General features: G+C 72.1%; 26 protein-coding genes. 16 read left to right on the top strand and 10 right to left on the bottom strand.

The window, feature by feature from the left end:
* Positions 1–66 precede the first annotated feature (66 nt).
* Both AWQ70_RS18325 and AWQ70_RS18320 read left to right on the top strand, forming a co-directional pair.
* Positions 67–972, top strand: a complete 906-nt coding sequence (locus AWQ70_RS18325; protein WP_067178021.1) for a carbohydrate ABC transporter permease — start codon at positions 67–69, stop codon at positions 970–972.
* Positions 972–1,853, top strand: a complete 882-nt coding sequence (locus AWQ70_RS18320; protein WP_084517338.1) for a carbohydrate ABC transporter permease — start codon at positions 972–974, stop codon at positions 1,851–1,853. The genes AWQ70_RS18325 and AWQ70_RS18320 overlap by 1 nt, the downstream gene beginning before the upstream one ends.
* A 66-nt stretch (positions 1,854–1,919) precedes the next feature.
* Here the strand turns inward: AWQ70_RS18320 and panD are convergent, their stop codons facing one another.
* Together panD and AWQ70_RS18310 are read right to left on the bottom strand one after the other, a co-directional pair.
* A complete protein-coding gene (panD, locus tag AWQ70_RS18315; protein ID WP_067177610.1) occupies positions 1,920–2,342 on the bottom strand; it encodes an aspartate 1-decarboxylase in 423 nt (140 codons plus the stop codon).
* Positions 2,343–2,463: 121 nt separating this feature from the next.
* Complete coding sequence (locus tag AWQ70_RS18310) at positions 2,464–3,396, bottom strand: M23 family metallopeptidase (protein ID WP_067177607.1); 933 nt, start codon at positions 3,394–3,396, stop codon at positions 2,464–2,466.
* 205 nt (positions 3,397–3,601) lie between these two features.
* Between AWQ70_RS18310 and AWQ70_RS41290 the strand changes: the two genes are divergently transcribed.
* Entirely contained in the window at positions 3,602–4,507 is a 906-nt protein-coding gene (locus AWQ70_RS41290; protein WP_245647029.1) for an AfsR/SARP family transcriptional regulator, read from the top strand.
* Positions 4,420–6,462, top strand: a complete 2,043-nt coding sequence (locus AWQ70_RS18305; protein WP_245647028.1) for a tetratricopeptide repeat protein — start codon at positions 4,420–4,422, stop codon at positions 6,460–6,462. The genes AWQ70_RS41290 and AWQ70_RS18305 overlap by 88 nt, the downstream gene beginning before the upstream one ends.
* 98 nt (positions 6,463–6,560) lie before the next feature.
* Here AWQ70_RS18305 and AWQ70_RS18300 read toward each other — a convergent pair whose 3' ends face one another.
* From AWQ70_RS18300 to AWQ70_RS18280, 5 genes are all read right to left on the bottom strand, one after another.
* Positions 6,561–7,436: a D-alanyl-D-alanine carboxypeptidase family protein gene (locus AWQ70_RS18300; protein ID WP_067178017.1), complete on the bottom strand. Its 876-nt coding sequence runs from the start codon at positions 7,434–7,436 to the stop codon at positions 6,561–6,563.
* Between the two features lie 231 nt (positions 7,437–7,667).
* Positions 7,668–8,090 carry a DUF3147 family protein gene (locus tag AWQ70_RS18295; protein WP_067177605.1) on the bottom strand — a complete coding sequence of 141 codons (423 nt, stop codon included), beginning with the start codon at positions 8,088–8,090 and terminating at the stop codon, positions 7,668–7,670.
* Positions 8,087–8,437 (bottom strand): DUF3147 family protein, encoded by a 351-nt coding sequence (locus AWQ70_RS18290; RefSeq protein WP_067177603.1) that lies wholly within the window; start codon positions 8,435–8,437, stop codon positions 8,087–8,089. The genes AWQ70_RS18295 and AWQ70_RS18290 overlap by 4 nt, the downstream gene beginning before the upstream one ends.
* A gap of 240 nt (positions 8,438–8,677) precedes the next feature.
* Positions 8,678–9,769 carry a M20 family metallopeptidase gene (locus tag AWQ70_RS18285; protein ID WP_067177601.1) on the bottom strand — a complete coding sequence of 364 codons (1,092 nt, stop codon included), beginning with the start codon at positions 9,767–9,769 and terminating at the stop codon, positions 8,678–8,680.
* Positions 9,766–10,809 (bottom strand): LacI family DNA-binding transcriptional regulator, encoded by a 1,044-nt coding sequence (locus tag AWQ70_RS18280; RefSeq protein ID WP_067177599.1) that lies wholly within the window; start codon positions 10,807–10,809, stop codon positions 9,766–9,768. The genes AWQ70_RS18285 and AWQ70_RS18280 overlap by 4 nt, the downstream gene beginning before the upstream one ends.
* Positions 10,810–11,084: 275 nt before the next feature.
* Here AWQ70_RS18280 and AWQ70_RS18275 point away from each other — a divergent pair, with 275 nt between their 5' ends.
* From AWQ70_RS18275 to AWQ70_RS18240, 8 genes are all read left to right on the top strand, one after another.
* Complete coding sequence (locus AWQ70_RS18275; protein WP_067177597.1) at positions 11,085–12,038, top strand: substrate-binding domain-containing protein; 954 nt, start codon at positions 11,085–11,087, stop codon at positions 12,036–12,038.
* A gap of 44 nt (positions 12,039–12,082) precedes the next feature.
* Complete coding sequence (locus AWQ70_RS18270) at positions 12,083–12,910, top strand: ATP-binding cassette domain-containing protein (protein ID WP_245647027.1); 828 nt, start codon at positions 12,083–12,085, stop codon at positions 12,908–12,910.
* Positions 12,907–13,950 (top strand): ABC transporter permease, encoded by a 1,044-nt coding sequence (locus AWQ70_RS18265; protein WP_218004577.1) that lies wholly within the window; start codon positions 12,907–12,909, stop codon positions 13,948–13,950. The genes AWQ70_RS18270 and AWQ70_RS18265 overlap by 4 nt, the downstream gene beginning before the upstream one ends.
* The gene (locus AWQ70_RS18260; RefSeq protein ID WP_067177595.1) at positions 13,947–15,044 is read left to right on the top strand and encodes a phosphotriesterase family protein; all 1,098 of its coding nucleotides are present in this window, start codon (positions 13,947–13,949) and stop codon (positions 15,042–15,044) included. Before AWQ70_RS18265 ends, AWQ70_RS18260 begins: the two co-directional genes overlap by 4 nt.
* A gap of 13 nt (positions 15,045–15,057) precedes the next feature.
* On the top strand, positions 15,058–15,807 hold the full coding sequence (locus AWQ70_RS18255; protein ID WP_067177592.1) for a glutamine amidotransferase: 750 nt from the start codon (positions 15,058–15,060) through the stop codon (positions 15,805–15,807).
* 1 nt (position 15,808) lies between these two features.
* Positions 15,809–16,750, top strand: coding sequence for a nucleoside hydrolase (locus AWQ70_RS18250; protein WP_084517334.1), 942 nt, complete (start codon positions 15,809–15,811; stop codon positions 16,748–16,750).
* A 274-nt stretch (positions 16,751–17,024) separates the two neighbouring features.
* Positions 17,025–17,393 (top strand): hypothetical protein, encoded by a 369-nt coding sequence (locus AWQ70_RS18245; RefSeq protein ID WP_157530160.1) that lies wholly within the window; start codon positions 17,025–17,027, stop codon positions 17,391–17,393.
* Between the two features lie 60 nt (positions 17,394–17,453).
* A complete protein-coding gene (locus AWQ70_RS18240) occupies positions 17,454–17,882 on the top strand; it encodes a DUF3592 domain-containing protein (RefSeq protein WP_067177587.1) in 429 nt (142 codons plus the stop codon).
* 326 nt (positions 17,883–18,208) lie between these two features.
* Here the strand turns inward: AWQ70_RS18240 and AWQ70_RS18235 are convergent, their stop codons facing one another.
* Positions 18,209–18,589 (bottom strand): ArsR/SmtB family transcription factor, encoded by a 381-nt coding sequence (locus tag AWQ70_RS18235; protein ID WP_067177585.1) that lies wholly within the window; start codon positions 18,587–18,589, stop codon positions 18,209–18,211.
* 122 nt (positions 18,590–18,711) lie between these two features.
* Here AWQ70_RS18235 and AWQ70_RS18230 point away from each other — a divergent pair, with 122 nt between their 5' ends.
* Positions 18,712–19,203 carry an ArsI/CadI family heavy metal resistance metalloenzyme gene (locus AWQ70_RS18230; protein WP_067177582.1) on the top strand — a complete coding sequence of 164 codons (492 nt, stop codon included), beginning with the start codon at positions 18,712–18,714 and terminating at the stop codon, positions 19,201–19,203.
* Between the two features lie 65 nt (positions 19,204–19,268).
* Here the strand turns inward: AWQ70_RS18230 and AWQ70_RS18225 are convergent, their stop codons facing one another.
* Entirely contained in the window at positions 19,269–20,147 is an 879-nt protein-coding gene (locus AWQ70_RS18225) for a sigma-70 family RNA polymerase sigma factor (RefSeq protein WP_067177581.1), read from the bottom strand.
* Between the two features lie 81 nt (positions 20,148–20,228).
* Here AWQ70_RS18225 and AWQ70_RS18220 point away from each other — a divergent pair, with 81 nt between their 5' ends.
* The 3 genes from AWQ70_RS18220 to pgm all read left to right on the top strand — a co-directional run bounded on the left by AWQ70_RS18220 (position 20,229) and on the right by pgm (position 23,062).
* On the top strand, positions 20,229–20,678 hold the full coding sequence (locus tag AWQ70_RS18220) for a carboxymuconolactone decarboxylase family protein (RefSeq protein ID WP_067177579.1): 450 nt from the start codon (positions 20,229–20,231) through the stop codon (positions 20,676–20,678).
* A gap of 63 nt (positions 20,679–20,741) precedes the next feature.
* The gene (locus AWQ70_RS39025) at positions 20,742–20,927 is read left to right on the top strand and encodes a hypothetical protein (protein WP_157530159.1); all 186 of its coding nucleotides are present in this window, start codon (positions 20,742–20,744) and stop codon (positions 20,925–20,927) included.
* 494 nt (positions 20,928–21,421) lie between these two features.
* Positions 21,422–23,062, top strand: coding sequence for a phosphoglucomutase (alpha-D-glucose-1,6-bisphosphate-dependent) (pgm, locus tag AWQ70_RS18215; RefSeq protein ID WP_067177577.1), 1,641 nt, complete (start codon positions 21,422–21,424; stop codon positions 23,060–23,062).
* 171 nt (positions 23,063–23,233) lie between these two features.
* Here the strand turns inward: pgm and AWQ70_RS18210 are convergent.
* On the bottom strand, positions 23,234–24,637 hold a 1,404-nt coding region (locus tag AWQ70_RS18210; protein ID WP_157530158.1), incomplete at its 5' end, for a bis-aminopropyl spermidine synthase family protein.

Below are 24,637 nucleotides of genomic sequence, written 5' to 3'. Positions count from 1 at the left end.
CGGCCCGCGCCGGCGCGGCGCGGGCCGTGCCCCTGCGGCCGTACCTCATCGCAGGAAGCAGGAGTGATGCAGCAGACCTCCCCTCTGACGCGGGCGGCGCGCGCGCTGGCGCCCCTCGCCTGGACCGGCCCCGCCGTCGTGCTGATCGCCGTCGTGGTCGTGTGGCCCGTCGTCGAGATGATCAAGTCGTCGTTCCAGAAGATCAGCCGGTTCGGCGTGGTCCAGGGCCCGAACGGCATGGCCAACTACACCAAGCTGTTCGAGGAGCCGGACTTCCCCGGGGTCATGGCGCGCAGCGTGATCTGGGTGGTGGCGGTCGTCGCCGTCACGATCCTGCTCTCGCTCGGCCTCGCCCAGCTCTTCAACCAGCGTTTCCCCGGCCGCCGCCTCGCCCGCTGGGCGATGATCGCGCCGTGGGCGGCCTCGGTGCTGATGACGGGGATCATCTTCAAATGGATGCTCGACCCCGAGGTCGGCCTCCTCAACGTGGTGCGGCGCGACCTCGGCCTGCTCGACGCCCTCGGCAGCACCGAGGCCGACCAGCTCGGCCAGGCGTCCACCGCGATGCCGTGGCTGATCGCCGTGGCGGTCTTCGTCTCGCTGCCGTTCACGACGTACGCGCTGCTCGCGGGGTTGTCGACGATCCCGGCGGAGGTCTACGAGGCGGCCAAGACGGACGGCGCGTCCCGGCTGCGCACGTACTGGTCGATCACGCTGCCGCTGCTCCGGCCCGCGCTGATCGTGGCGACGCTCATCAACGTGATGAACGTCTTCAACAACTTCCCGATCATCTGGGTGATGACGCACGGGCAGCCCGGCTACTCGACGGCCACGTCCACGATCTTCATGTTCATCCTCAAGGGCTCCGACATCGGCGAGTCCGCCGCGATGTCCGTCGTGAACTTCGGCATGGTGATCGTCCTGGTGGCGATCTTCCTCAAGGTCAGCAAGTGGAAGAACGAGGTGTCGTGATGACCGCCACCGCGACCCCTCCGGTCGCCGCGCCCACGCGCGCCGCGAGCGCCGGTCCCGCCCGGCGGCTGCCGCGGACCAGGACGGTGGTGATCGCCGCGGCCGCGTACCTGATCGCGTTCCTCTTCCTGTTCCCGTACCTGGTGATGATCCTGACCGCGCTGCGGCCGCAGAAGGAGCTGCGCGAGCCGAGCTACCTGCCGACGGAGTTCGCCTGGGAGAACTTCGTCAACTTCTGGTCGGGCGGGCTGTCCGGGAACCTGCTGGTCACCCTGCAGGTCGCGGCCGGATCGACGATCCTGGTGCTGCTGGTGGCCATGCCCGCCGCGTACTACACGGCCCGGCACCGGTTCCGCGGCCGCACGGCGTTCCTGATCCTGGTGCTGGTCACCCAGATGTTCCAGCCGACCGCGATGCTGGTCGGGATCTACCGCGAGTTCTCCCAGCTCGGACTGGTCGACTCGATCTGGTCGCTGATCCTGGTCAACGGCGGGTTCAACCTGGCCTTCGCGGTGTGGATCCTCAACGCGTACTTCGGCTCGATCCCGCGCGAGCTGGAGGAGGCGGCGTTCATCGACGGCACCGGCCGCTTCGGCGCGCTGTTCCGGATCACGCTCCCGCTGGCCGCGCCGGGCGTCGTCACCGCGCTGATCTTCACGTTCATCGCGGCGTGGAACGAGTTCGTGGTCGCCCTCACCCTGACCACCTCGCCCGAGCAGCAGCCGCTCACCGTGCGGCTGAACTCCTTCATCGGGCAGTACCAGGTCGACTGGCAGAACCTGTTCGCCGGATCGGTGATCGCGACCGTCCCGGTCATCATCCTCTTCGCGCTGATCGAGCGGAAGGTCGTCTCCGGTCTCACCGCCGGATCGATCAAGTAGGCCCGCGTGCGGCCGCCGGGGCCCGCTCCCGAGCCCGGGAGCGGGACGTCCGGCTCGGAGCGGGGTTCAGGCGGTCGGGGCGGCGACGTCGCCGCGGAGGAGGCCCACGCCGTCGGGGACCCCGGCCGGGTCGTGGCCGGTCTCGACCACCTTGTTGTCCGCGTCGACGAACACCACGCTCGGGCGCAGCGTGCCGACCTCCTCCTCGGCCACCAGCGCGTACGCGATGATGATCACGAGGTCGCCCACGCCGATCAGCCGGGCGGCCGCGCCGTTGATCCCGATGACGCCGGAGTCCGCCGGGCCCTCGATGACGTACGTCGAGAGGCGGTTGCCGTTGTCGATGTCGACGATGTCGACCTTCTCGCCCTCCACCAGGTTCGCGGCGGCCATGAGCTCGCCGCTGATCGTCACGGATCCCACGTAGTGCAGGTCCGCCTGGGTGACGGTGGCGCGATGGATCTTGGACTTCATCATCGTGCGGAACATGGTCCCCCGCAGGGTCTCGGAAGTGTGGGGTACCGGGCGCGGCGGCTCCGGTCTCGCGCCGTCGATAGTACGTGACGCCGCGGCCCGTACGGTCCGGCGGCCGACCCCGCGGGGGCGCCGGTCATCCGCAGTGTTCGAGGGGGCTGTCGTAGCTGTTGCCGCCCGCGGAGCCGCCCCACCTGACGCAGGTGCCCGCCGCGGCGGCGCGGACGGGGCCGGCGTAGTAGCCGAAGTTCCCCGAGTCGGTGATGCGGCTCTTGCCCTGGACCTCCAGGTAGGCGCTGGTCGCGGTGTTCGTGCCGAGAGAGGTCCGCTTGAGGGTGGTGACGCAGTTGTACCCGTTGGAGCTGTTGTAGAGGAGGTAGACGGTCCCGGCGGTGCCGAGCGCGGCGGAGTCGATCACGCTGTAGCCGCTGCCGCACACCTGCTCGGGCGTGTACGGGTTGGTGCCGCCGCCGCAGTTGCGGGAGGTCACCGTCTGCACCGGGTAGCCGAACGTGACGCCGTCGAACTTGGCCTTCTGGATGTTGGCCGGATAGGAGGCGGTGTCGGTGCGCACCTCGTAGTGCAGGTGCGGGGAGATGTCGTTGCCGGGCTTGCTCGTGTTGCCGACCTCGCCGATCTTCTGGCCCTGGCTGACGGTCGCGCCCGCGCTCACCGACCGGACGAGCAGGTGGGCGTAGTACGTGTACCAGCCGCCGCCGTGGTCGATCTTGACGAGGTTGCCGAAGCCGTTCGTCGAGCCCTGGTGCGCCGAGATCACGACCGTGCCGGCGGCCGCGGCGACCACGGTGTCGCCGAGGTCGGCGTCGGCGGTGCCGCCCCGGTTGAAGTCGATCTCCCACGACTGGTGGGCGCTGCTCGCGCTGGAGTTGCCGGTCCACGTCTGCCCGCAGGGGAAGGGCATCTGGAACGCGGGCTCCGCCATGGCGGCGGAGGCGGTGGAGGCGGTGGACGACGAGGCCGCCGAGGCGGCGGCGAGGCCGGTCGAGGCGCCCGCGGTGACGCCGAGCAGCAGCGCCAGCGCGGCCTTGACGAGGGACGTCGGTCTCATGCGGATCCTTCCTCGCGGGTGATCCGCCGGGCCGCCCCGGCGGATCACGCGCACTGACTGTGGAGCCCGCCTGGAAGGTGCGGACGGGAGCCAAGGGTCCGGGGCGGCCGCACAAGGAACATCCAAAACCCATACAAAGGGCTAGCGAAGATCTGACATGAGGCGATAAATGGTGGCAATGCCTCTGTAAGAGGAGTAGGCGATCATGATCGTTGATCAGCCCACGCACCGGGTCCTCGGCCCGCTGGAGGTCCGGTCCGCCCAGGGGCGGCCCCTCCCGCTCGGCGGCCGCAAGCCGCGCATGCTGCTCGCCACCCTGCTGCTCGACGCCAACCGGACGGTCGGCACGGACCTGCTCGTCGAGGTCCTGTGGCCCGCGGCCCGCCCCCGCTCGGCCGTCGCCAACCTGCGCACGTACGCGAGCACGCTGCGCGCGGCCCTCGGCCCCGGCGGCGCCGCCATCCGGACGGGGCCCGGCGGCTACGCCGTCGAGGTGGCGCCCGACCGGCTCGACCTCCTCACCTTCGAGGAGCTGGTCGCGCTGGCCCGGCGCGACCCGGCGGGCGCGCCCGCCCACCTCGCCCGCGCGCTCGCGCTGTGGCGCGGCCCCCTTCTGTGCGACCTGCCGGGCAGCCCCGTATGGGACCGCCGCGTCCGGGAGATCTCCGACGCGCGGCTCGCCGCGGCCGAGGAACTGTCCGACGCGCGGCTGGCCGCCCGGGACTACCCGGCGGCGATCGCCGGGCTGCGCGACCTGATCGCCGAGCAGCCGTTCCGCGAGGACCTCTGGCGGCGGCTCGTGCTCGCGCTTCACTGGAGCGGCAGGCGGGCCGAGGCGCTGCGCTGCTACGACGAGATCCGCGGCGCGCTGGACACCGAGCTGGGCGTGGACCCCGGCCCCGAGCTGCGGCGGGCCCACCTGGCCGTGCTCTCCGGAGACCGGCCCCCGTCCAGGAGCCCGCCCCGCCGGACATCCCGATCCGCGTGGCCGGGACGGTGCGCCCGCGCCAGCTCCCTCCCGACGTGCCGGACTTCACCGGCCGCCGGGAGGCCGTCGCCGCCCTCCTGCGCGTGCTGGCGCCCGCGACCGGGCCGCCGGCCGTCGCCGTGATCGCCGGCCCGCCCGGCGTGGGGAAGTCGGCGCTCGCCGTCCACTGCGCGCACGCCGTACGCGAGCGGTTCCCCCACGGGCAGCTCTACCTGAGCCTTGGCGGCGCCCCGGGCGCGCCCGCGGAGCCCGCCGACCTGCTCGCCGAGGCGCTGCGGGCGCTCGGCGTTTCCGGGGAGGCCGTGCCGTGCGGGCCGGGGGAGCGGGCGGCGCTCTACCGGTCGCTGCTGGCCGAACGCCCCATGCTCGTGCTGCTCGACGACGCCTCCGGCGGGGCGCAGGTCCGGCATCTGCTGCCCGGCAGCGGCTCGGCCGTGCTCGTGACGAGCCGGCGGCGGATCACCGAGATCCCCGGAGCGGCCCTGGTGGAACTGGACGCCCTCCCGCACGCCGAGGCCGTGGAACTGCTCGGCAGGATCGCCGGAGCCGAGCGGGTCGCCGCCGAACCCCGGTCGGCCGCCGCTGTCGCCCGGGCCTGCGCGCACCTGCCGCTGGCCGTACGCGTCGCCGGGGCGCGCCTCGCCGCGCGTCCGGGCTGGCCGCTGCGCGCCCTCGAACGACGGCTGGCGGACGAGTCCTCCCGGCTGGCCGAGCTGCGCGCGGGCGACCTCGAGGTGCGGGAGAGCCTCGACCGGAGCTACCGCCTGCTGCCCGCGGACGCGGCCCGGGCCCTGCGGGCGCTCGCCCCGCTCGGCGCGCACCCCCTCCCCGCGTGGGCGGTGGACGCGGCCCTCGACCGGCACGGCGCGGACGACGTGACGGACGTCCTCGTGGACGCGAGCCTGCTGCGCCAGGACGGCGTCGACACGCTCGGCCGTCCCCGCTACCGGCTGTACGACCCGGTCCGCTGGGACGCGGGGGAGCGGGCGGCCCGCGACCCGGATCCGCGCGCCCTGGCGCGCGTGGCGGGAGCCTGGCTCGTGGCGGCGGAGCGGGCCGCGGCGGGGCTGCCCACCACGGTCTTCAGCGTCGCGTCCGCCGGCGCGGAGCGCTGGACCCCGGTGGGGCACGGCCTGGCACGGCTCGCGCGGGACCCGCTCTCCTGGTTCCGGCAGGAACGGGACGCCCTGGTGCGGCTGGTCGAGCTGACCGCCGAGCGGGGACCGGCCGGGTCGGCGTGGGCGCTCGCCGCCGCGCTCGTGCCGTTCTTCGACCTGCGCTGCCACCTCGACGCGTGGCGGCGCACCCACCGCGCCGCGCTCGACGCGGCCCGCGAGGCCGGGGACCGGTACGGCGAGGCCGCCATGCTGCGCGGGCTCGGGCAGGTGTCCCTCTACCGCGACCGCTATCGCGAGGCCGCGGAGATGTTCGGGCGGTCCCGCGCGATCTTCCGGCAGGTGGGCGACCCCAGAGGAGAGGCGATCTCCGTCTGCGGTCTGGGCGCCGCCGCCCAGTTCCGCGACGACCGGCCCGCCGCGCTCCGCCACTTCCGGCGTGCCCTCGCCGTGTTCCTGTCGCTGGGCGACCGGCAGGGCGAGGCGTACGCGCGCCAGGCGATCGGCCGCGCCTGCCTGAGGTCGGGCGACCTCGCCGGGGCGGCGGAGTGGCTGGAAGGAGCGCTCCGGCTGGCCAGGGACATGGGCGACACCCACCGGGAAGGGTGCGTGTCCATGCAGGTCGGACGGATGCACGACCTCGCCGCCGACGCCGACGCGGCGCTGCGCTTCCACGGGCGGGCGCTGGAGATCTTCGAGAGCCTCGGCGACCGGCACTGCGGCGCCTACGCGATGCAGGGGATCGGCGGCCTCCAGGCCGCGCGGGGCGACCTGCGGCCCGCCTCGATCCGGCTCGAACGTTCGCTGGCCGTCTTCCAGCGGCTCGGCGACCTGAGCGGCGCCGCGGCGAGCAGCCAGATGCTCGCCGAACTGCACCGCTCGGCCGGCCGTACCCGCCTGGCCAGGGACTATCTGGACCGCGCCGTCTGTCTGCGGCGCGGTCTGCCCTCCGGCTTCCCGTGAACACGCGAAAGGCGCCGCCGGGGCCCCCATGAAAGGGGCACCCGGCGACGCCTCGCCTGGATGTCGTCGCCGAAGCCCGGACCACGCCTGGGCGCGGATTACGCCTTGACGGCCCAGCTCAGCAGGTTCTGGGCGGTGTCGAACCGCCGGTTGGAGGCGGACTCGCCGAGGATGACGCCGATCAGCCGGTGGCCGTCACGGTCGGCGGCGAACGTCAGGCAGTAACCCGCGGCCCGGGTGAAGCCGGTCTTGACGCCGAGCGCGCCCGGGGTGCCGAGCATCTTGTTGGTGTTGACCCAGGTGTAGGAGCGGTGCTCGCCGTTGCTCGGGACGTAGTGGCTCTGCGAGGAGGTGACGGCGGTGAACGCGGGGATGCGGAGCGCCGCCTCGGCGAGCCGGGCCTGGTCCTTCGCGGTCGAGTAGCCGTCGCCGCCGGCCATGGGCAGGCCGTCGGCGTTCACGTAGAGGCTGTCCTTCATGCCGAGCTGCTTGGCGGTGGAGTTCATCTTGCGGACGAACCCGTCCAGGCCGGGGCCGTACGTGCGGGCGAGGGCGTGCGCGGCGTCCGCGCCGGACGGCAGCATCAGGCCGTACAGCAGGTCCTTGACCTGGACCCGGTCGCCGGCGCGCAGGTCGGCGCTGGTGCCGTCGTTGTCGTCGGCGTGCCGGACGTCGGCCGAGGTGATCGTGACCTTGTCGGTGAGCTTGGCTTCCTTCAGGACGACGTACGCCGTCATGACCTTGGTGAGGCTGGCCACCGGCATGCGCTCGGTGGCGTCCTTGCTGAGCTCGACCTTGCCGGTCGAGGCGTCGATCAGATATGCCGCCCGCCCGTAGACGTTCGGAGTGTTGTACGCGGTCTCGGTGACCGGAATCCGTGTCGGAGTGGCCTGCGCGACCGCGGGCGTGGCGAGCCCGGCGGCGAAGGTGAGGAGTGCTGCGCAGACGGAGAGTCGAACTTTCCCGTTGTGCATTCCCACAGGTTAACCGCCAAATTGACACTTTCTTTGACGGATCATGGGGATTTGAGTAAAATTTTTGGGCGCCTGTGGGCACCCCGGTGGTCAACACTCGACGCGCGGGCCGGGACGCGTGACATCGGAAGCTCTGCCCTTGCCCATGTGATGGGCGACCCGGGGGAGGAGCCGCCCGCGAACGACCCTCCCGGCGCCCTCCACCTTCCGCGGGTCTCACCGGGGCCCTCTTCAGCGGCCGGACCCGGAGCGGCGGTGGCCGAAGCCGACCCAGACGAGGAAGTACAGCGCGGCGGAGACGGCCGCCCAGACGCCGAGCCCGGCCAGGAGAGCGAAGTGCGCCGGGATCCGGGGCGCCAGCACCCAGACGCAGGCGGCGTAGGCGACCATGCCGACCGCGCCCAGCATCGCGCCCCGCGCGTCCTGGACGGCCGGCGCCCGCTTGTGCTCCTCGTGCTGGATCAGGGTGAGCGTCGCGGCGAGGATGGCGGGGAACGCGAGGAACACCCCGCCGGTGACCCCGCCCCAGCGGCGGCCGATCAGCGCGGCGACCACCGAGATCACCGCGCCGAAGACGAACCGCACCGCCATCTCGCGCTTGGTGACCTTCTTCAGCCGCGACGGCTGGACGCGGATCCGCGCGGAGGGGCTCATGCCAGCCCCGCGATCAGCGCGCGGCAGACGGCGGCCGTCGCGCCCCAGGTCACGAGCGCGATGATCGTGCCGAGCAGCACGCCCAGGCGCGTGACCAGGGGGACCGCAGAGGCGCAGTAGGCCACGAGCGCGACCGAGCCGGCGATCATCCCGAGAGCGGACTCCGCGACCGGCACGTCACCCTGGACCGTCATCGTGAGCGTCATGCCGGCGAGGGCGACGGCGGGCGCGGCGGAGAAGATCCCCGCGAACTGCTTCGGTGTGACGAGCTCGCCGATCAGCGCGAACGCCATGACGAAGAGGCCGCCGCAGAGCGCCCGTGCGGCGAGCACCAGCAACTCGCTCAAACCCGCCTCCCCACAGTCCGCGCCCGGCGCCCGTCCCGCCGTCCTCCGGCGGGCTCCGGCAGGTTCGGCGCGGGGGAGGCGCGCCGGGGCGGACCCTCGCCTACGGCGGACGGGAGATGCCGTCTTTGTACCACCCGGCCGGGCGTTCCCTCCGGAGCCGTGCCGTTCCGGCGCCAGGCTTGGGCGGCGGATCACCTTTTCCGCCCGCGCCCATGCCGGACGCCCGCCCGGGAGGCCGGGTCAGGGGGCGAGCCGGGCCAGCGCGCCGGTGTAGATCTCGACGGCCTCCTCGATGCGCGGGATCACGCAGTACTCGTCGGTGACGTGCGCCTGCTCGGGCTCGCCCGGACCGCAGATCACGGCCGGCGCTCCGCCGCAGGCGGCGACCAGCACCGAGGCGTCGGTGAAGTAGCTGGCGGCCGGCCGGTCGCCCGGCGGCGCGGCCCCCGCCGCGAGCAGCGCCTGGACGACGTCGTCGTCCGGGTCGGTCCACACGGCGGGCAGGTCGGTCAGCACCTCGAGCGCGGTCTCCTCGCCGACGGCGCGGCCCAGCCGCTCGCGCAGCTCGGCGTGGTCCTGGCCGGCGACGGTGCGCATGTCCACGGTGGCCTCGGCCAGGTCGGGCACGGAGTTGACGTTGATCCCGCCGCGCACCGTGCCGACGTTCGCGGTCGGCGCGCCGAGCCACGGGTGGGCCGGCACGCCGGGGTCGAACCGCTCCACCGCCCCGATCGCGCGGGCCAGCTTGTAGACGGCGTTGTCGCCCAGGTGCGGCATCGACCCGTGCGCGGTGCGGCCGCGGGCGACCGCCCTGAGCCACAGGGCGCCCTTGTGCCCGAGCAGGGCCCGGTTGGCGGTCGGCTCGGCCACCAGAAGCGCCCGCGCCCTGCCCACCATCCCCTGGGCGATCATGTCGATCGCGCCCTCGCACCCGGTCTCCTCGCCCGCGGTGAGGACGATCTCCAGCGCGGCCCGGGGACCCGATCCGCGCACGTGCCGTTCGGCGGCGACGACGAGCGCGGCCACCCCGGCCTTCATGTCGCTGGAGCCGCGCCCGTAGAGGCGGTCGCCGTCCACCTCGGCGGCGTGCGGATCATGCTCCCACGCCCGGCCGCCCAGCGGCACCGTGTCGAGATGCCCGGTCAGCACGACCGGCGTGCCGGACCCCCACCGGGCCACCAGACCGGTGCGCCCCGGCGCGTAGCGGTGCTCCCGTACGTCGAAACCCGCCTCCGACAGGCGCCGGGCGAGCGGCCCGGCGACCGCCGCCTCGCCGCCGCCCACGGAGTCGATCCTGATCAGCTCGCGGGCCAGCTGCACCGCCTCGTTCACGCGGTTCCCCTTCCGTTCACGCTTACTTCGCCGCCGCCGGCGGGCACCGGGCGGCTGGTCTCCCGTACGACGAGCCGGGGGGCGATGGCGATGCGCTGGGCGGGGCGCGGATCGCTCACCCGGACCTGGCCGAGCAGGCGCACCGCCTCGGCCGCCATCTCCTCGACCGGCTGGCGGACGGTGGTGAGCGGGGGGTCGCACATCGAGGCGTGACCGACGTCGTCGAAGCCCACGACGGAGACGTCGTCGGGCACCCGGACGCCGCCCGTCCGGAGCGCCCGCACCAGGCCCACGGCTATCTCGTCGTTTCCACAGACCACCGCGTCGGGCATGGCGCCGCCGTCGAGGAGCAGGCGGCCCGCCTCGACGCCCCATTCCAGGGTGAACTCGCCGAGCAGCGGAGGCGTGGCGTCCACCCCGGCCCGGGCGGCGGCGCGCTCGAAGCCGGACAGGCGGGACCTGGCCGACGAGTTCATCAGGCGGCTGCCCACGAACGTCACCAGCCGCGCGCCTCCCCGCACCACGTGGTCGACCGCCTGGGCCAGCGCGGAGTCGTCGTCCACGCCCACCCAGTCGGCTCCGCCGCCCTCGATGTACCGGTCGACCTGGACGAGGGGGACGCGCCGCGCCGCGTTGAGCACGGCGGGCACGCTGGCCTCGATGTCGCACGGACTGATGATGAGGCCGTCCACCCTCCGGGCGAGCAGGGTCTCCAGCCGCCTGGCCTCGAGGTCCGGCCGGTACCGCGACGCGCAGAGGAGCAGGTCGCGCCCGGTCTCCTGGAGCCGGCTCTCGACCGCCTCGACGATGGTGGTGAAGAACGGGTTGCCGATGCCGGGGACGATCATGCCGATCGTGCCCGTGGTCTGGTCGCGCAGCGCCTTGGCCACCGCGTTCGGCCGGTAGCCCAGCTCGGCGGCGGCGCGCTCGACGCGCTCGGCGATCTCCGGGGTGACCTTGCGGCGGCCGGAGAGGGCGCGGGAGGCGGAGGCCACGGAGACCCCGGCCGCCCTGGCGACATCGTGGATTGTCACGCCCATGCTGTCATCACTGTGTCATCACCGTGTAATCGTTTTCCCTGTCCGGTCCACTCGTGACGGCTCTTCGTCGATCTGTGAGCTGCCTCACTGATCTGTTCAGCAAAACGATAGATCGTTCTGGGGCTTACGTCACCTTGACGCCCGTTTGTGCTGCTCGCTAGCATCCCAGAAATTGGTAATCGATTACCACACTCCCCACGTTTTTACCTTGCGGCTCCTTTGGAGCGGCCCCCGAAAGGCTTGGTCCGATGGCACGATCCATTCGACTCACCCGCATGACCACGGCGACCGCACTCCTCGCGACCGGCCTGCTGGCCGCCGCGTGCGGTGGCACGGACGACTCCGGTTCCGCGGCCTCGGGCGGCGGAGACAAGCCGAGGGTCGGCCTGGTCCAGATCAACCAGCAGGCGATCTTCTTCAACGAGATGAACGCCGGCGCCCAGCAGGCGGCGAAGGAGGCCGGCGTCGATCTGACGATCTTCAACGCCAACGACGACCCGGCCAAGCAGAACGAGGCGATCGACAACTTCGTCCAGCAGCAGTTCGACGCCGTCGTCGTGGTCGCCATCGACGTCGAGGGCATCAAGCCCGCCGTCAAGATCGCCAAGGACGCGGGGCTGAAGGTCGTCGCGGTCGACGCCATCGTGGACAGCCCGTCCGTCGACACCCAGGTCGGCGTGGACAACGCCGCCGCCGCCCAGCAGGCCGGCGCGTTCGTCAACGACTGGGCCAAGGCGCAGAACCTCTCCGCGCCCAAGATCGGCGTCGTCGGCGCGCTCAACTCGTTCATCCAGAACATCCGCAAGGACGACTTCGTCAAGACGGTCGAGGGCGCGGGCGCGAAGATCGTGCAGACGGTTGACGGGCAGAACAAGCAGGAGGCCGCCATGACGGCCGCCGAGAACCTGCTCACCTCCCGCTCCGACATGAACGTCGTGTACGCCACCGGCGAGCCCGCCCTCCTCGGCACCGTGGCCGCCGTGAAGTCGCAGAACGCCGGCGACCGCGTCAAGGTCTTCGGCTGGGACCTCACGAAGGAGGCGATCAGCGGCATCGACGCCGGCTTCGTCGCCGGTGTCGTCCAGCAGGACCCGAAGACCGAGGGCTACGAGGCGGTCAAGGAGGCCAAGGCCCTCGTCGGCGGCGCCGAGCCCAAGAAGAAGATCGACGTTCCCGTGACGATCGTGACCAAGGACAACGTCGACCAGTACCGGGCCACCTTCAAGTGAGCGACGAGGCGACCCCGTACCGGAAGGCGGAGGAGGTGAAACCCGTGACCAGTGCCGACAGCACGGTCGACCGCGTGGTGATGCGCGACATCCGCAAGCGCTACGGAATGGTCGACGCGCTGCGCGGAGTGACCCTGCGCGTCGGACCCGGCGAGGTGATCGGGCTCGTCGGCGACAACGCCGCCGGCAAGTCCACCCTGATGAAGGTGCTCGCGGGCGCGGTCGTGCCGGACTCCGGCGAGATCGTGTTCGACGGACGTCCCGTCTCGTTCTCCACACCGCGCGACGCGCGCGAGCTGGGCATCGAGATGGTGTACCAGGATCTCGCCCTCTGCGACGACATCGACGTGGCAGGCAACCTGTTCCTCGGCCGCGAGCCGCGCAAGGCGGGCGGCCTGCTGCTCGACGTCGCGCAGATGCACAGGGACGCCCGCCGCCACCTCGACGCGCTGAACATCCGGATCCCGCTCACGGACATCCCCGTGGGCGGCCTGTCCGGAGGGCAGCGCCAGGCCGTGGCCATCGCCCGCGCGGTGACGTTCGGCCCCAAGCTGCTCATCCTCGACGAGCCCACGGCGGCGCTCGCCGTCGCCGAGGTCGAGACCGTGCTCGAACTGATCAAGACGGTCTCCGCGCAGGGTGTCTCGGTCATCCTGATCACGCACCGCCTGCAGGACCTGTTCCGGGTCTGCGACCGGCTCTGCGTCATGTACGAGGGCACCCTGCGGGCCGACCTCGACGCCAGGGCCACCAGCCTGGAGCGGCTCGTCTCCGAGATCGTCGCCCACGACCAGATCGACCCCGGCGCCGGCGACGCGGCGGCCGGCGACGGGCGGCGGGAGAACGACACGACCGAGGGAGCGCGACGGTGACCACCAGCGAGCGGACCACCACGAGCGAACGGGGCGGCGGCGCGGCCGTCAGCGAGCGGGTCGTGACCACGAGGTCGGCCCGCGCCAACGCCCACATCGGCAAGCACGCGCAGACGATCGCGATCGGCGTGGTGCTGGTCGTCCTGCTGATCTTCTTCGCGTTCTCCGCCGACCGGTTCGCCACCACCGGCAACATCCTCAACCTGCTGCGGCAGATCTCGCCCACGCTGATCGTCGCGATCGCGATGACGTTCGTGATCAGCACGTCCGGCATCGACCTGTCGGTCGGGTCCACGGTCGCGCTGTCGGGGTCGCTGCTGGCGATCGTGCTGCAACACGGCTGGGACCCGACGCTGGCGCTGGTCGCCATCCTCGCGCTCGGCGCGCTGATCGGCTTCGTCAACGGCTGGTTCTCGTCGTACCAGAACATCCCGCCGTTCATCGTCACCCTGGCCATGTTGTCGATCATGCGCGGCACCGCGCTGCGCGCCACCGAGGGGTACTCCACCCCGATCGACGGCGAGCTGTGGATCGTCCAGCTCGGGCAGGGCCGCGTCGCCGGGATCCCGGTGCCGGTCATCCTCGCCGTCGTGATCGCGGCGGTCGGCTGGCTCACCCTGACCCGCACGCCGTTCGGCCGGTACGTGATCGGCCTCGGCTCCAACGGCGAGTCGCTGCGCCGCACCGGTGTGAACACCCGCAAGGTCGGGCTGGCCGTCTACGTGCTGACCGGCCTGGCCGCCGCGCTGGCGGGCGTGCTGATCGCCACCCGGCTCAGCTCCGGCTCCTCGAACGCGGGCTCCGGCTTCGAGCTGGAGGTCATCACCGCCGTGGTGCTCGGCGGCACCAGCCTGTTCGGCGGCCGGGGCAGCATGCTCGGCACCATCCTGGGCGCGCTCACCCTCGGCGTCATCGCCAACGGCCTCGTGCTGCTGCACGTCTCGCCGTTCTACGTCCAGATCGTGCAGGGCGCCATCCTGCTGCTGGCGATCTTCGCCAACAGCAAGGTCTGGGCCAGGTTCGGAGCGGTGCGGAAATGAGCGCGCGGACGGGTGGCGCCGGGGTCACCGTGACCTCGGTGCTCGGCCCGGTGCCCGTCGAGGAGCTCGGCGTCACGCTCTGCCACGAGCATCTGCGCAACGACGGCGCCCTCGCCTGGCATCCCGCCCCCGAGGGCGACGCCGAGGGCGGGCTGATCGCCCGCTCGCCCGTGCGGATGGAGTTCCTCGGCCGGCTGCGCAACGACCCGTACCTCTCCCGCGACAACGTGTCCCTCGACGACACCGACGTCGCGATCGAGGAGGTGGCGCGGTTCGCCGCGCGCGGCGGCCGCAGCCTCCTGGAGGTCACCCCGGACGGCCTCGGCCGCGCCCCCGCCGAACTGGCCGCGATCGCCCGCGCCACCGGCCTGAACATCGTGATGGGCTGCGGCTTCTACCTGGAGGGCACCCACCCGGCACGGGTCCGCGGCATGGGCGTCGCGGACGTCGCGGCCGAGATCGAGCGCGACCTCACCGAGGGCGTCGGCGGAGTGCGCGCGGGTGTCATCGGCGAGATCGGCGTCTCCCCGGACTTCACCGCCGAGGAGGAGAAGGTCCTGCGCGGCGCCGCCCGGGCGCAGGCCCGCACGCGGGTGCCGCTCTCCGTCCACCTTCCCGGGTGGGTACGGCACGGCCTCCGCGTGCTCGACGTCATCGCCGAGGAGGGCGGCCTGATCGAGGCCACCGTCCTGTCCCACCTCAACCCGAGCGGGCGGGACCGCGACTACCAGGTCGCGCTCGCCACCCGGGGCGCGTACCTCGGCTACGACATGTGCGGCATGGACTACCTCTACCCGGGTGAGGGCCAGTCCCCGTCCGACGAGGACAACGCGGCCGCGATCGCGTGGCTGCACCGCGCCGGGCTGGGCCACCGGGTGCTGCTGTCCCAGGACGTGTTCCTCAAGACCATGCTGGTCCGCTACGGCGGCACCGGTTACGCCCACATCCTGACCCACTTCGTACCGCGCCTGCACCGCCACGGGCTGACCGCCGCGGACACCTCGCGGATGCTCGTGGACAACCCGCGCGACCTCTTCCAGGCCGCCGCCGCCCCCGGCGACCGGCACACTTCCGACACAATCCACACCCACTGAAGGAGACATCCCCATGACCCGCGTGCTTGTCGCCGGCGAATCGTGGGTGAGCGTTTCGACCCACTACAAGGGGTTCGACGCGTTCACCACGACGACCTACCACACCGGTTTCGAGCCGCTGCGGGACGTCCTGGTCGCCGACGGCGTGGAGGTCGACCACCTCCCGGCGCACGACGTGCCCAAGCTGTTCCCGGGGACGCTCGAGGCCCTGTCGGCGTACGACGTCGTCGTGCTCTCCGACATCGGCGCCAACAGCATCCTGCTGCACCCCGACACCTGGCTGTCCAGCGGCAAGACCGCCAACCGGATCGAACTGCTCGCGAACTGGGTGGAGCAGGGCGGCGGCCTCGCGATGGCGGGCGGCTACCTGAGCTTCCAGGGCTTCGAGTCCAAGGCGGCCTACAGCGGCACCGCCGTCGAGCGGGTGCTGCCCGCCCGGATCTCCCGGTACGACGACCGGGTGGAGACCCCGCAGGGCGTCCCCGGCGCCCTCGCCGACGGCTCGCACCCGATCACCGCCGGCCTTCCCGCCGAATGGCCCGACCTGCTCGGGTACAACCGCTTCGAGGTGCCGGAGGACGCGACTCTCCTCGCCACGGTCGGCGGCGACCCGCTGCTCTCCGTACGCGAGGCCGGGGCCGGCCGCACGCTCGCCTGGGCGTCGGACATCGCGCCGCACTGGTGCCCCGACGAGTTCGTGGCGTGGGAGGGGTACGCCACCCTGTTCACCCGCGCCGTCCGCTGGCTGGCCAAGGAGATCTGACGTGCCCATCCCGGTGATCCTCGACTGCGACCCCGGCCATGACGACGCCATGGCCATCCTGCTCGCGGTGGCGAACCCGGCGATCGACCTGCGCGCGGTGTCCACCGTCGCGGGCAACCAGACCGTCGAGAAGACGGCGCTCAACGCCCGGCGGATGCTCAGCCTGGCGGGGGTCACCGGCGTGCCCGTCGCGGCCGGGTGCGACCGGCCGCTGGCCGGGACCCTGGAGATCGGCGACTACGTGCACGGGGAGAGCGGGCTGGACGGCCCGGCGTTCGGCGAGCCGGACGTGCCCCTCGACCCGCGCCACGGTGTCGAGCTCATCCACGACACGCTCGCGGCGGCGGACGAGCCGGTCACGATCGTGGCCATCGGTCCGCTGACCAACATCGCCACCCTGCTGCGGCGCCACCCCGGGGACCGGGAGCGGATCCGCGAGATCGTGATCATGGGCGGCTCGACCGAGCGGGGCAACCACACCCCGTACGCCGAGTTCAACATCGTCACCGACCCGGAGGCGGCGGCCGAGGTCCTGGACAGCGGCGTGCCGACGACGTGGGTGGGGCTCAACGTGAGCCACCAGGCGCTGGTCACCACCGACGTGCTCGACCGCATCTCCGCCCTCGGCACCCCGCTGGCCCGCGTCTGCGTGGAACTGCTCACCTTCTTCGGGTCGAGCTACCACCAGGCGTGGGGCTTCGAGGCGCCGCCGCTGCACGACCCGATCACCATCGCGTACCTGATCGACCCCCAGGTCATGACGTACGCCCGGGTCGGGCTGCGGATCGAGGTCGAGGGCGCGTACACCAGGGGAGCCACGGTCGCGGACCTGCACGGCCGGATGGACTGGGAGCCCAACGCCGACGTGGGCCTGATCCTCGACCGCGACCGCTTCTGGGACCTCATGATCGGCGCGATCGAGCAGCTCGGAGCGTCGGAATAGCCGCTGAGCCGTAGAGACGCCTTTCGGGAATCCTCCAGGACACTCCACGTTCCGCCGAGATCATGACGCACGCGTGACGCGCGATCATGAAAGCGCCCCGCCGCCGTCCAGGCGACGGGGCGCACGCGCGTACAGGCTTGGCCCGGCAGCGCTTCGGGTGAAGAGATAGGCAGGGGAGCAGCAATCCGATAGGGACGCTCGGTCGTCTCCTATATCGAGTCGCTCTGCGCCGAGACGGCTCATACCCAGGGAACCGGACTACCTGGCCGAGGTGATGGCCCGCTTCGACGCGGCGATCTTCGCCGGAGACACGGCCAAGGCTGAGCAGACCCTCGGCCCTTTGCGGCAGGGGCTGCACCGGTTCGAGGCCGAGATCGAGGCCGTGCGCGCCCTGCTCCGCGCCCTGCTCCGCGCGCTGCACGCCGAGGCGCCGAGGCGTACGAGTTGGCTGGCAAGCGCGGCTATCAGAAGTGGGTGGCCGGGTGCGGCCTCACCTACTGGGTCATGGTGCTTTGGCCTGGAGAACGCCGGCGACGCCAAGTTCGGCCTGTCGGAGGCCCAGCGGGACGCGTATGGCGAGCGACGATCGGCTGACGGTCACCGGCCCGGAGCGCAGTTGACCCAGCCGGCCGCCTCAACATAACTCACAGTTGAGTGGACGATGCCAAGGAACTTCGTCCGCCAATGTCCACGTTAACCTTTTGTGCGACTCCCCTCGATCGGTACCGCAACGTGCGGCTTGCTCGCGCTCTCCATCCTGGCGCTCACCATTTTCTCGGTCTTCGAGATGAACCAGACCAGAACGATCCTGGCGCGAGGGGTTCAGGCCGAGGCAACGGTCGTTGATGCACAGCATTTCCGGTATAGGGGGGATCTCGTCACTGTGACCTTCTCCACGCTCACCGGGAACCACGTCACGACCAACGTGTCGGATTCGATCGATGCCTCAGAAATCGGTACTGGCGATTCGTTGGACATCCTCTATGACCCGGTCCATCCTGACCGTGTCATCAGCGCCGGTATTACGAGCCTCTCACACCATTATGTAATTATCCCCTTAGAGATCCTTCTCATGATCGCGTTGGCGTGGAAATGCATTCGCTCCTGGGGCTCGCCAACGTATCGGTCGTGACCTTCCTGACCACACCGCTCGACACAGCGTCGGCCCACAGCGCGTGCTCCGAGGTCACCACGACCGCGGCCTTCCAGTCCCCGGACGTCGGCCGGACCTCGGCGGCGAGGAACGCCACCTCCACCCCCACGCTGGGCGGCTGCCCAGTGCTGCCGAAGTACAGGTACTCGGTGCTCTCTCGCTCCATGGTGGTGCTCGTATCCCCACTCCTGTCACGTCGCGGCTCACATCTGGTCCGTCCAGGACGCGCCGGGCGGCGGGGCCGTCGAGCGCCTGGACCGCGCGGACGGGTCCATCCGCGGGCGTCGGCGCGAGCGACGGGCCGTCTAGGACGTGCCGCGGCGCGGGCCCAGGATCGCCGACAGCCGCTCCAGCACGGCCGGATTGATCCAGTAGTAGACCCAGGTGCCGCGCCGCTCGCAGTCGATCAAGCCGGCCTTCCGGAGGACCTTCAGGTGATGGCTGATGGTCGGTCCGGTGAGGTCGAAGGCGTCGGTCAGGTCGCACACGCACGCTTCGCCGCCCTCATGGCAGGCGATGAGGGACAGCAGCCGCAGCCGTACCGGGTCGGCGATGGCCTTGAACAGTGGGGCCAGTTCTTCGGCGTCGGCCTGGCCGAGGGGTTCACGGGTCGGCGGCGTACAGCAGGCCGTGCTGCCGGTGTCGCTCGCGAGGGGCTGGAGGACCGGCAACTCTTGTTTCGACATACATCTAACTTGACGGACTTCTAATCAGCCTGCAAGCTGACGGCGGGCTCTGATTAGACATCCATCTAGACAGCGCTCGTGGTGGACGTCCACCACTCGCCCACTCGTCCAAGGAGGACCAGATGTCCCGCGTCCAGCTCGCCCTGCGCGTCTCCGACCTGGAAGGCTCGATCGCCTTCTACTCCAAGCTGTTCGGCACCGAACCGGCCAAGCGCCGGGAGGGATACGCCAACTTCGCCATCACCGAGCCGCCGCTGAAGCTCGTGCTGTTCGAGGGGGAGGCCGGACAGGAGACCCGCCTGGACCACCTCGGAGTCCAGGTCTCCTCCACCGACGAGGTCACGGCCGGCACCGAGCGGCTGAAGGAGGCGGGCCTGGCCACGTTCGAGGAGAACGACACCTCCTGCTGCTACGCGCTGCAGGACAAGGTGTGGGTCCACGGCCCCGGCGCCGAGCCGTGGGAGGTCTACGTGGTCAAGGACGACGCCGACACCCTCGGCAAGAGCGCCGCCGTCACCAGCAGCGGCGACGCCTGCTGTGGGAACGACGAGCCCCCCGTCGACTCCAGCCGGCCCCAGGGAGTCGCGGCGACCGGCTGCGCCTGCGGCGCCTGATCCGAACGACAGGGATATGGCCCCGCTCTCCGGCCGGAGAGCGGGGCGTTCGCCCCGGCAGCGACTCACCCCGGATCCGGCAGGTTCATCGACGCGAGCCTGGCCGGGTCGGCCACGACCGCGATGCCGGCGATCCGGCCGTCGACGACGGTGAACGCGATGACCGAGAGCGGGGCGCCGTCCTCCCGCCAGGACAGGATCCCGGGAAGGCCGTTGACGAGCACCGCCCGCCCTCGTGCGGCCGCTCCGGCGGCCAGCCGCGCGCCGGCGGCGACCTTGGTGGCGCCGAGGGCGACGACCACACCGTCAGGGGTGTCGACGGTCAGCCTCACCTCGGGGTCGAGTACACGCAGCAATCCCTCGAAGTCGCCGCGGCGGGCCGCCGCCAGGAAGGCGTGGACCACCTCTCGCTGCTCCCGTCCGGCGGCCGCCGCCCGCTCGGTCGCCCGCACCTTCCTGCGGGCGCGGCTGGCGAGCATCTTGGTGGCGTCGGTGGACCTGCCGAGGATCTGGCCGATCTCGGCGAACGGCACCGCGAACAGGTCGTGCAGCACGAACGCCAGCCGCTCGCTCGGCCCGAGCGACTGCAGGACGACGAGGAGCGCGAGCCCGACCGAGTCCGCGAGCGCCACGTCGTCCTCTGGCGCGGGGCCGTCGTCGACCGTCACCACCAGCTCGGGCAGCCGGTCGTCGTATGACGCCTCGGGGCGGGCCTGGCGCGATCGCAGGACGTCGAGGCTGATCCGGCCGACGACGGTGGTCAGCCAGCCGGCGAAGTTGTGAATGGTCGCGGTGTCCTGGCGGGAGAGCCGCAGCCAGGCCTCCTGGACCACGTCCTCGGCGTCGGCGTGCGATCCGAGCATGCGGTAGGCGACCGCGCGCAGGCGGTCGCGCTGGGCCTCGAACGTCTCCGCCAATTGGACCGTCGGGCCGGTTTCGGACATGGTGTTACCTTCCTCGGATCTGCTCCGTCATGGGGATGACGGGCCCGGAAGGGCACAGGTAACCGATGAAGGAGCAAACCCATGGAAGCACGCATGAAGAGCCGGGCGAACGCCGACGTGACGACGGCGATCCAGCACCTCTACAAGGCGATCCACACCGGTGGCGTGGACCCGCTCGTGCTCGATCTGGTCCACCTGCGGGTGAGCCAGATCAACGGCTGCAGCCCGTGCGTCTTCGCCGGGGTCGCGGCGGCCAAGAAGCATGGAGAGACCGATGAGCGGCTGCACAACGTGGTCGCCTGGCGCGAGACGCCGTTCTTCACGGAGGCGGAGCGGGCAGCGCTCGCGCTGGCCGAGGCCGCCACCCGGATCCAGGACGGCGCGCCGGGCGTGACCGACGAGGTCTGGGACGCCGCCGCCGCCCACTTCGACGAGAAGCAGCTGTCCGCGATCAACCTGGAGATCGCGCTGACCAACTTCTACAACCGGATCAACCGTACGATCCGGGAGCAGGCCGGCAAGACCTGGTGAGCCGGGCGGGGCGTCATCCTTCCGGAGGCCGCGCCTCCCGAGTCGAGGGATGACGCCCCGCCGGTGACACGTCTCCCGTCCGGCATCCGCATTTCCTGTCAGGTGCGCCACGACGGCGACCCGGCCGCGACGGCCGCCGCCGCGCGCGCGTTCGCCGAGGCCGGAGCGGACCTCGCGATCGTCTACCTGCGACCGCCCTACCACCCGTCGGTGCTGGAACCGCTGGCGGCGGCCCTGCGGGCGGGCTGATGCCACGGCTTTCTCGGCTATGTGGCGACGACCCCTCGAATACGCCGAGCAGGCGGCGGGGCGCACTCACATCCGGTCGTCGTCCCTCGGCCGGGCCATTAGTCCGCGGGTGAGCCGCGGGAGCCGCGGGAGTTACGGCGGAGCGGTGTGCGGGCGCGGCCGGGTCCGGCGGCGGAGCTTCCACGTTGTCACTTATGAGGCCGATCGACGCGCAACTTGAGGATCGTGCCGCACCGCGCGTCCACTGTATGTTCGAAAGCCTGCCGATCTTCTCCGGCCGGGGCCGTCCCGCACCGGGACAGGTGCGATGAGAAGCGGCTCGTCCACAGGGGTGCGGCGCGTGCATCGGGCGGCCGGTGGCGATGCGGCAGACTGATCCGTAGGTCTTGTGAGTGTCCTGTTGTGACCGGCCGACACGCGGGCCGGCGTGGCGGCCCGCTGAAGGCCGGTGGGCCGGCCCGGGTGGGGCCGGCGTTGAAGGAGCGTGAGAAGCCATGACCCATGAGCGCGCGGGACTGCCCGCCCGGCCGTCCGATCTCGTCGATGTCGCCCGCCTCGTCACGGCGTACTACGCGCTGCGCCCCGATCCCGGGCAGGTGGGGCAGCGGGTGGCCTTCGGTACGTCGGGGCACCGCGGATCGGCGCTGAACGCGGCCTTCAACGAGGACCACATCCTCGCCACCAGCCAGGCGATCTGCGAGTTCAGGGCGAGCAAGGGCGTGGACGGGCCGCTGTTCCTCGGCGCGGACACGCACGCCCTGTCCGAGCCCGCCCGGGTGTCGGCGCTCGAGGTGTTCGCCGCCAACGGCGTGACCGTGCTGATCGACAGCCGCGACGGCTACACGCCGACCCCGGCCGTCTCGCACGCCATCCTGACCCACAACCGGGGTCGCACGTCCGGCCTGGCGGACGGCGTCGTGGTCACCCCGTCGCACAACCCGCCCTCCGACGGCGGCTTCAAGTACAACCCGCCGAACGGGGGCCCGGCGGACACCGACGCCACCACGTGGATCCAGGACCGGGCCAACGCCCTGATCGCCGGCGGGATGAAGGAGGTCAGGCGGGTGCCGTACGCGCGGGCCCTCGCGGCGGAGACGACCGGCCGCTACGACTTCCTGGCCGCGTACGTGGACGACCTCGGCTCCGTGCTCGACCTTGACGCGATCAGGAACGCGGGCGTGCGGATCGGCGCCGACCCGCTCGGCGGCGCGTCCGTGGCGTACTGGGGGGAGATCGCCGAGCGGCACCGGCTCGACCTGACCGTGGTGAACCCGCTCGTCGACCCGACCTGGCGGTTCATGACCCTCGACTGGGACGGCAAGATCCGCATGGACTGCTCGTCGCCGCACGCGATGGCGTCCCTGATCGCGAACCGGGACGCCTTCGACGTGTCCACCGGCAACGACGCGGACGCCGACCGGCACGGCATCGTCACGCCGGACGCCGGGCTGCTGAACCCCAACCACTTCCTGGCCGCCGCCATCTCCTACCTGTACGGCCACCGGCCCGGCTGGCGGGCGGAGGCCGGAGTCGGCAAGACCCTGGTCAGCAGCAGCATGATCGACCGGGTGGCGGCGGACCTGGGCCGGCGGCTGGTCGAGGTCCCGGTCGGATTCAAGTGGTTCGTCCCCGGTCTGCTCGACGGATCGCTGGGCTTCGGCGGCGAGGAGAGCGCGGGCGCGTCGTTCCTGCGCCGCGACGGCTCGGTGTGGACCACCGACAAGGACGGCATCATCATGGCCCTGCTCGCCGCCGAGATGCTCGCCGTCACCGGCCGCTCGCCCAGCATGTTGTACGCCGACCTGGTCACCCGCTTCGGCAACCCGGCGTACGCGCGGGTGGACGCCCCGGCGACACGCGAGGAGAAGGCGGTGCTGTCCAAGCTGTCCGCCGGCCAGGTCACCGCCGACACCCTGGCGGGTGAGTCGATCACCGAGGTGCTGACGACGGCGCCCGGGAACGGCGCGCCGATCGGCGGGCTCAAAGTCTGCACCGCCAACGCGTGGTTCGCCGCCCGCCCCTCGGGCACCGAGGACGTGTACAAGATCTACGCCGAGTCGTTCCACGGCGCCGAGCACCTCGCCCAGGTGCAGGAGGAGGCCCGGCGGCTGGTGAGCGACGCGCTGCGCGGCTGACCGGCGCCGCCCGCGCCCGGCCCCGTCACGCGGGAAGGCCGGGCACGGGCGCGACGGGTAGCCCGGTGCCGGGCCGGGCGCGTACCGGACGCGGTGCCCGTCGTCAGAGACGACGGCGCGGTGACCGCCGCCGCGGGCCGGGATCGGCCGGCCGTCCCGGGGCCGGGCGGCTCAGGACGGTTCGGCCTGGACCAGCGACGCGGCCACGGCGGCCGGCAGCTCCCGCAGGCGATGCGCGGGCAGTTCGAGCGGAGTGACGTCGGCCGACCAGGGGGCGACGGCGGCCACGATCGAGCGGGCCTGCTTCTTGGTCGGTCCGCCGGGCAGCCTGGTCAGCGCCTCGCGCCAGGTGTTGGCCAGCTTGCCGTGCGCGTTGTCCAGGATCCGGCGGAGAACGGCCCGTTCGCCCGACTCCTCCTCTCCCGGCGCCGGCAGCCGCGTCGCGTCGAGGACGGCGCCGTGCGCGGAGAGCGCGTACACGGGGGAGAGCAGGTCGGACAGCGCCGTGAGATCCTCCGGCGGTGCTGCCAGGTAGGCGCGCACATGCCGCGCCCTCGTCGCCAGCAGCAGCCGGGGCAGCGCGGCCTCCAGCCCGGCCGGTACGGCGATCGCGACGCGCTCGGGGGCCGCCGCGTACGGCTTGGCGAGCCAGGTGGCGAGCTTGGCCCTGGGGGTCCTGGGGAGCAGGTCCTTGGGCCAGTCGCCCACCAGCACCCCGGGGGCGAACCGCGCGAGCCCGTCCGCGCCGTCCACGCCTCCCGCCGCCTCGTGGGATTCCACCGACTGCGGGCCGTGCGTGTAGATCGCGGTGGCGAAGCGTTCGGTGCGCGCCGCCACGGCGGGCCGGGTCTTGGTCGTCGGGCGCAGGACGTACATGTCGGCGGCCGAGCCGATGGCCTCCGCGCCGAAGTACCGGTTGAAGTCCGGATAAATCGCCTCATAGGCGAGGTTGAGGTCATGGAGCGCGCTCTGGACCTTGAGCGCGAGCATCGGTGTCCGCTCGCCCGCGCCGTACGCCAGGAGGACGCGGCCCTGCTCGACATCCCGCAGCCCTTCGCAGGCGCGGGCGGTGAACAGGCCGATGCCCTCCGGCGTGTACGGCGGGTCGGTGACGGCCAGGTCCGCGTACTCGTGGACCGAGGGCGGCAGGCCGAGACGCAGATCCGCCCAGCGGGTGCGCACGTCGAGGCCGAGCCGCTCGGCCTGCTCGCCGATGTAGGCGAGGATGCGCTCGTCGATGTCCACCACCGTCACCTCGACCTCCGGGCGGAGCAGCGCCACCGCGAGCGAGGTCAGGTCGTGGTCGCCCACGCACAGCAGCCGCGCGCCCGGCAGCCAGAACCGCGCGTCCAGCAGCAGCGCCCGGCGCACGGCCGTTTCCGGTGTCGCGGCCACGTGGTCGAGGGCCTGGACGCCGCGCGGCGCGCCGGCGACGAGCCGCTCCATCCGCGCGAGCAGGTCCGCGTGCCGGGGGAGCAGGTGCCCGACCGGGTCCGCGGTCAACCCGGGCGCCGGCCCAGCGGGTGCGGGCGCGCCCGTCCGCGGCACACCGGGAGCGGCCGCGCCGAGCCCGCC

Origin of the sequence: Microtetraspora niveoalba (assembly GCF_001570405.1) — a bacterium.
GTDB classification, from domain to species: Bacteria; Actinomycetota; Actinomycetes; order Streptosporangiales; family Streptosporangiaceae; genus Microtetraspora; species Microtetraspora niveoalba.
This window is presented reverse-complemented; position numbering and strand designations above follow the sequence as displayed.

Excerpts from the sequence above, each read along its gene's own strand:
- AWQ70_RS18325 (WP_067178021.1), top strand. The coding sequence starts at position 67 with ATGCAGCAGACCTCCCCTCTGACGCGGGCGGCGCGCGCGCTGGCGCCC.
- AWQ70_RS18320 (WP_084517338.1), top strand. The coding sequence starts at position 972 with ATGACCGCCACCGCGACCCCTCCGGTCGCCGCGCCCACGCGCGCCGCG.
- panD (WP_067177610.1), bottom strand. The coding sequence starts at position 2,342 with ATGTTCCGCACGATGATGAAGTCCAAGATCCATCGCGCCACCGTCACC.
- AWQ70_RS18310 (WP_067177607.1), bottom strand. The coding sequence starts at position 3,396 with ATGAGACCGACGTCCCTCGTCAAGGCCGCGCTGGCGCTGCTGCTCGGC.
- AWQ70_RS41290 (WP_245647029.1), top strand. The coding sequence starts at position 3,602 with ATGATCGTTGATCAGCCCACGCACCGGGTCCTCGGCCCGCTGGAGGTC.
- AWQ70_RS18300 (WP_067178017.1), bottom strand. The coding sequence starts at position 7,436 with ATGCACAACGGGAAAGTTCGACTCTCCGTCTGCGCAGCACTCCTCACC.
- AWQ70_RS18295 (WP_067177605.1), bottom strand. The coding sequence starts at position 8,090 with ATGAGCCCCTCCGCGCGGATCCGCGTCCAGCCGTCGCGGCTGAAGAAG.
- AWQ70_RS18280 (WP_067177599.1), bottom strand. The coding sequence starts at position 10,809 with ATGGGCGTGACAATCCACGATGTCGCCAGGGCGGCCGGGGTCTCCGTG.
- AWQ70_RS18275 (WP_067177597.1), top strand. The coding sequence starts at position 11,085 with ATGACCACGGCGACCGCACTCCTCGCGACCGGCCTGCTGGCCGCCGCG.
- AWQ70_RS18260 (WP_067177595.1), top strand. The coding sequence starts at position 13,947 with ATGAGCGCGCGGACGGGTGGCGCCGGGGTCACCGTGACCTCGGTGCTC.
- AWQ70_RS18255 (WP_067177592.1), top strand. The coding sequence starts at position 15,058 with ATGACCCGCGTGCTTGTCGCCGGCGAATCGTGGGTGAGCGTTTCGACC.
- AWQ70_RS18245 (WP_157530160.1), top strand. The coding sequence starts at position 17,025 with ATGGCCCGCTTCGACGCGGCGATCTTCGCCGGAGACACGGCCAAGGCT.
- AWQ70_RS18235 (WP_067177585.1), bottom strand. The coding sequence starts at position 18,589 with ATGTCGAAACAAGAGTTGCCGGTCCTCCAGCCCCTCGCGAGCGACACC.
- AWQ70_RS18230 (WP_067177582.1), top strand. The coding sequence starts at position 18,712 with ATGTCCCGCGTCCAGCTCGCCCTGCGCGTCTCCGACCTGGAAGGCTCG.
- AWQ70_RS18225 (WP_067177581.1), bottom strand. The coding sequence starts at position 20,147 with ATGTCCGAAACCGGCCCGACGGTCCAATTGGCGGAGACGTTCGAGGCC.
- AWQ70_RS18220 (WP_067177579.1), top strand. The coding sequence starts at position 20,229 with ATGGAAGCACGCATGAAGAGCCGGGCGAACGCCGACGTGACGACGGCG.
- pgm (WP_067177577.1), top strand. The coding sequence starts at position 21,422 with ATGACCCATGAGCGCGCGGGACTGCCCGCCCGGCCGTCCGATCTCGTC.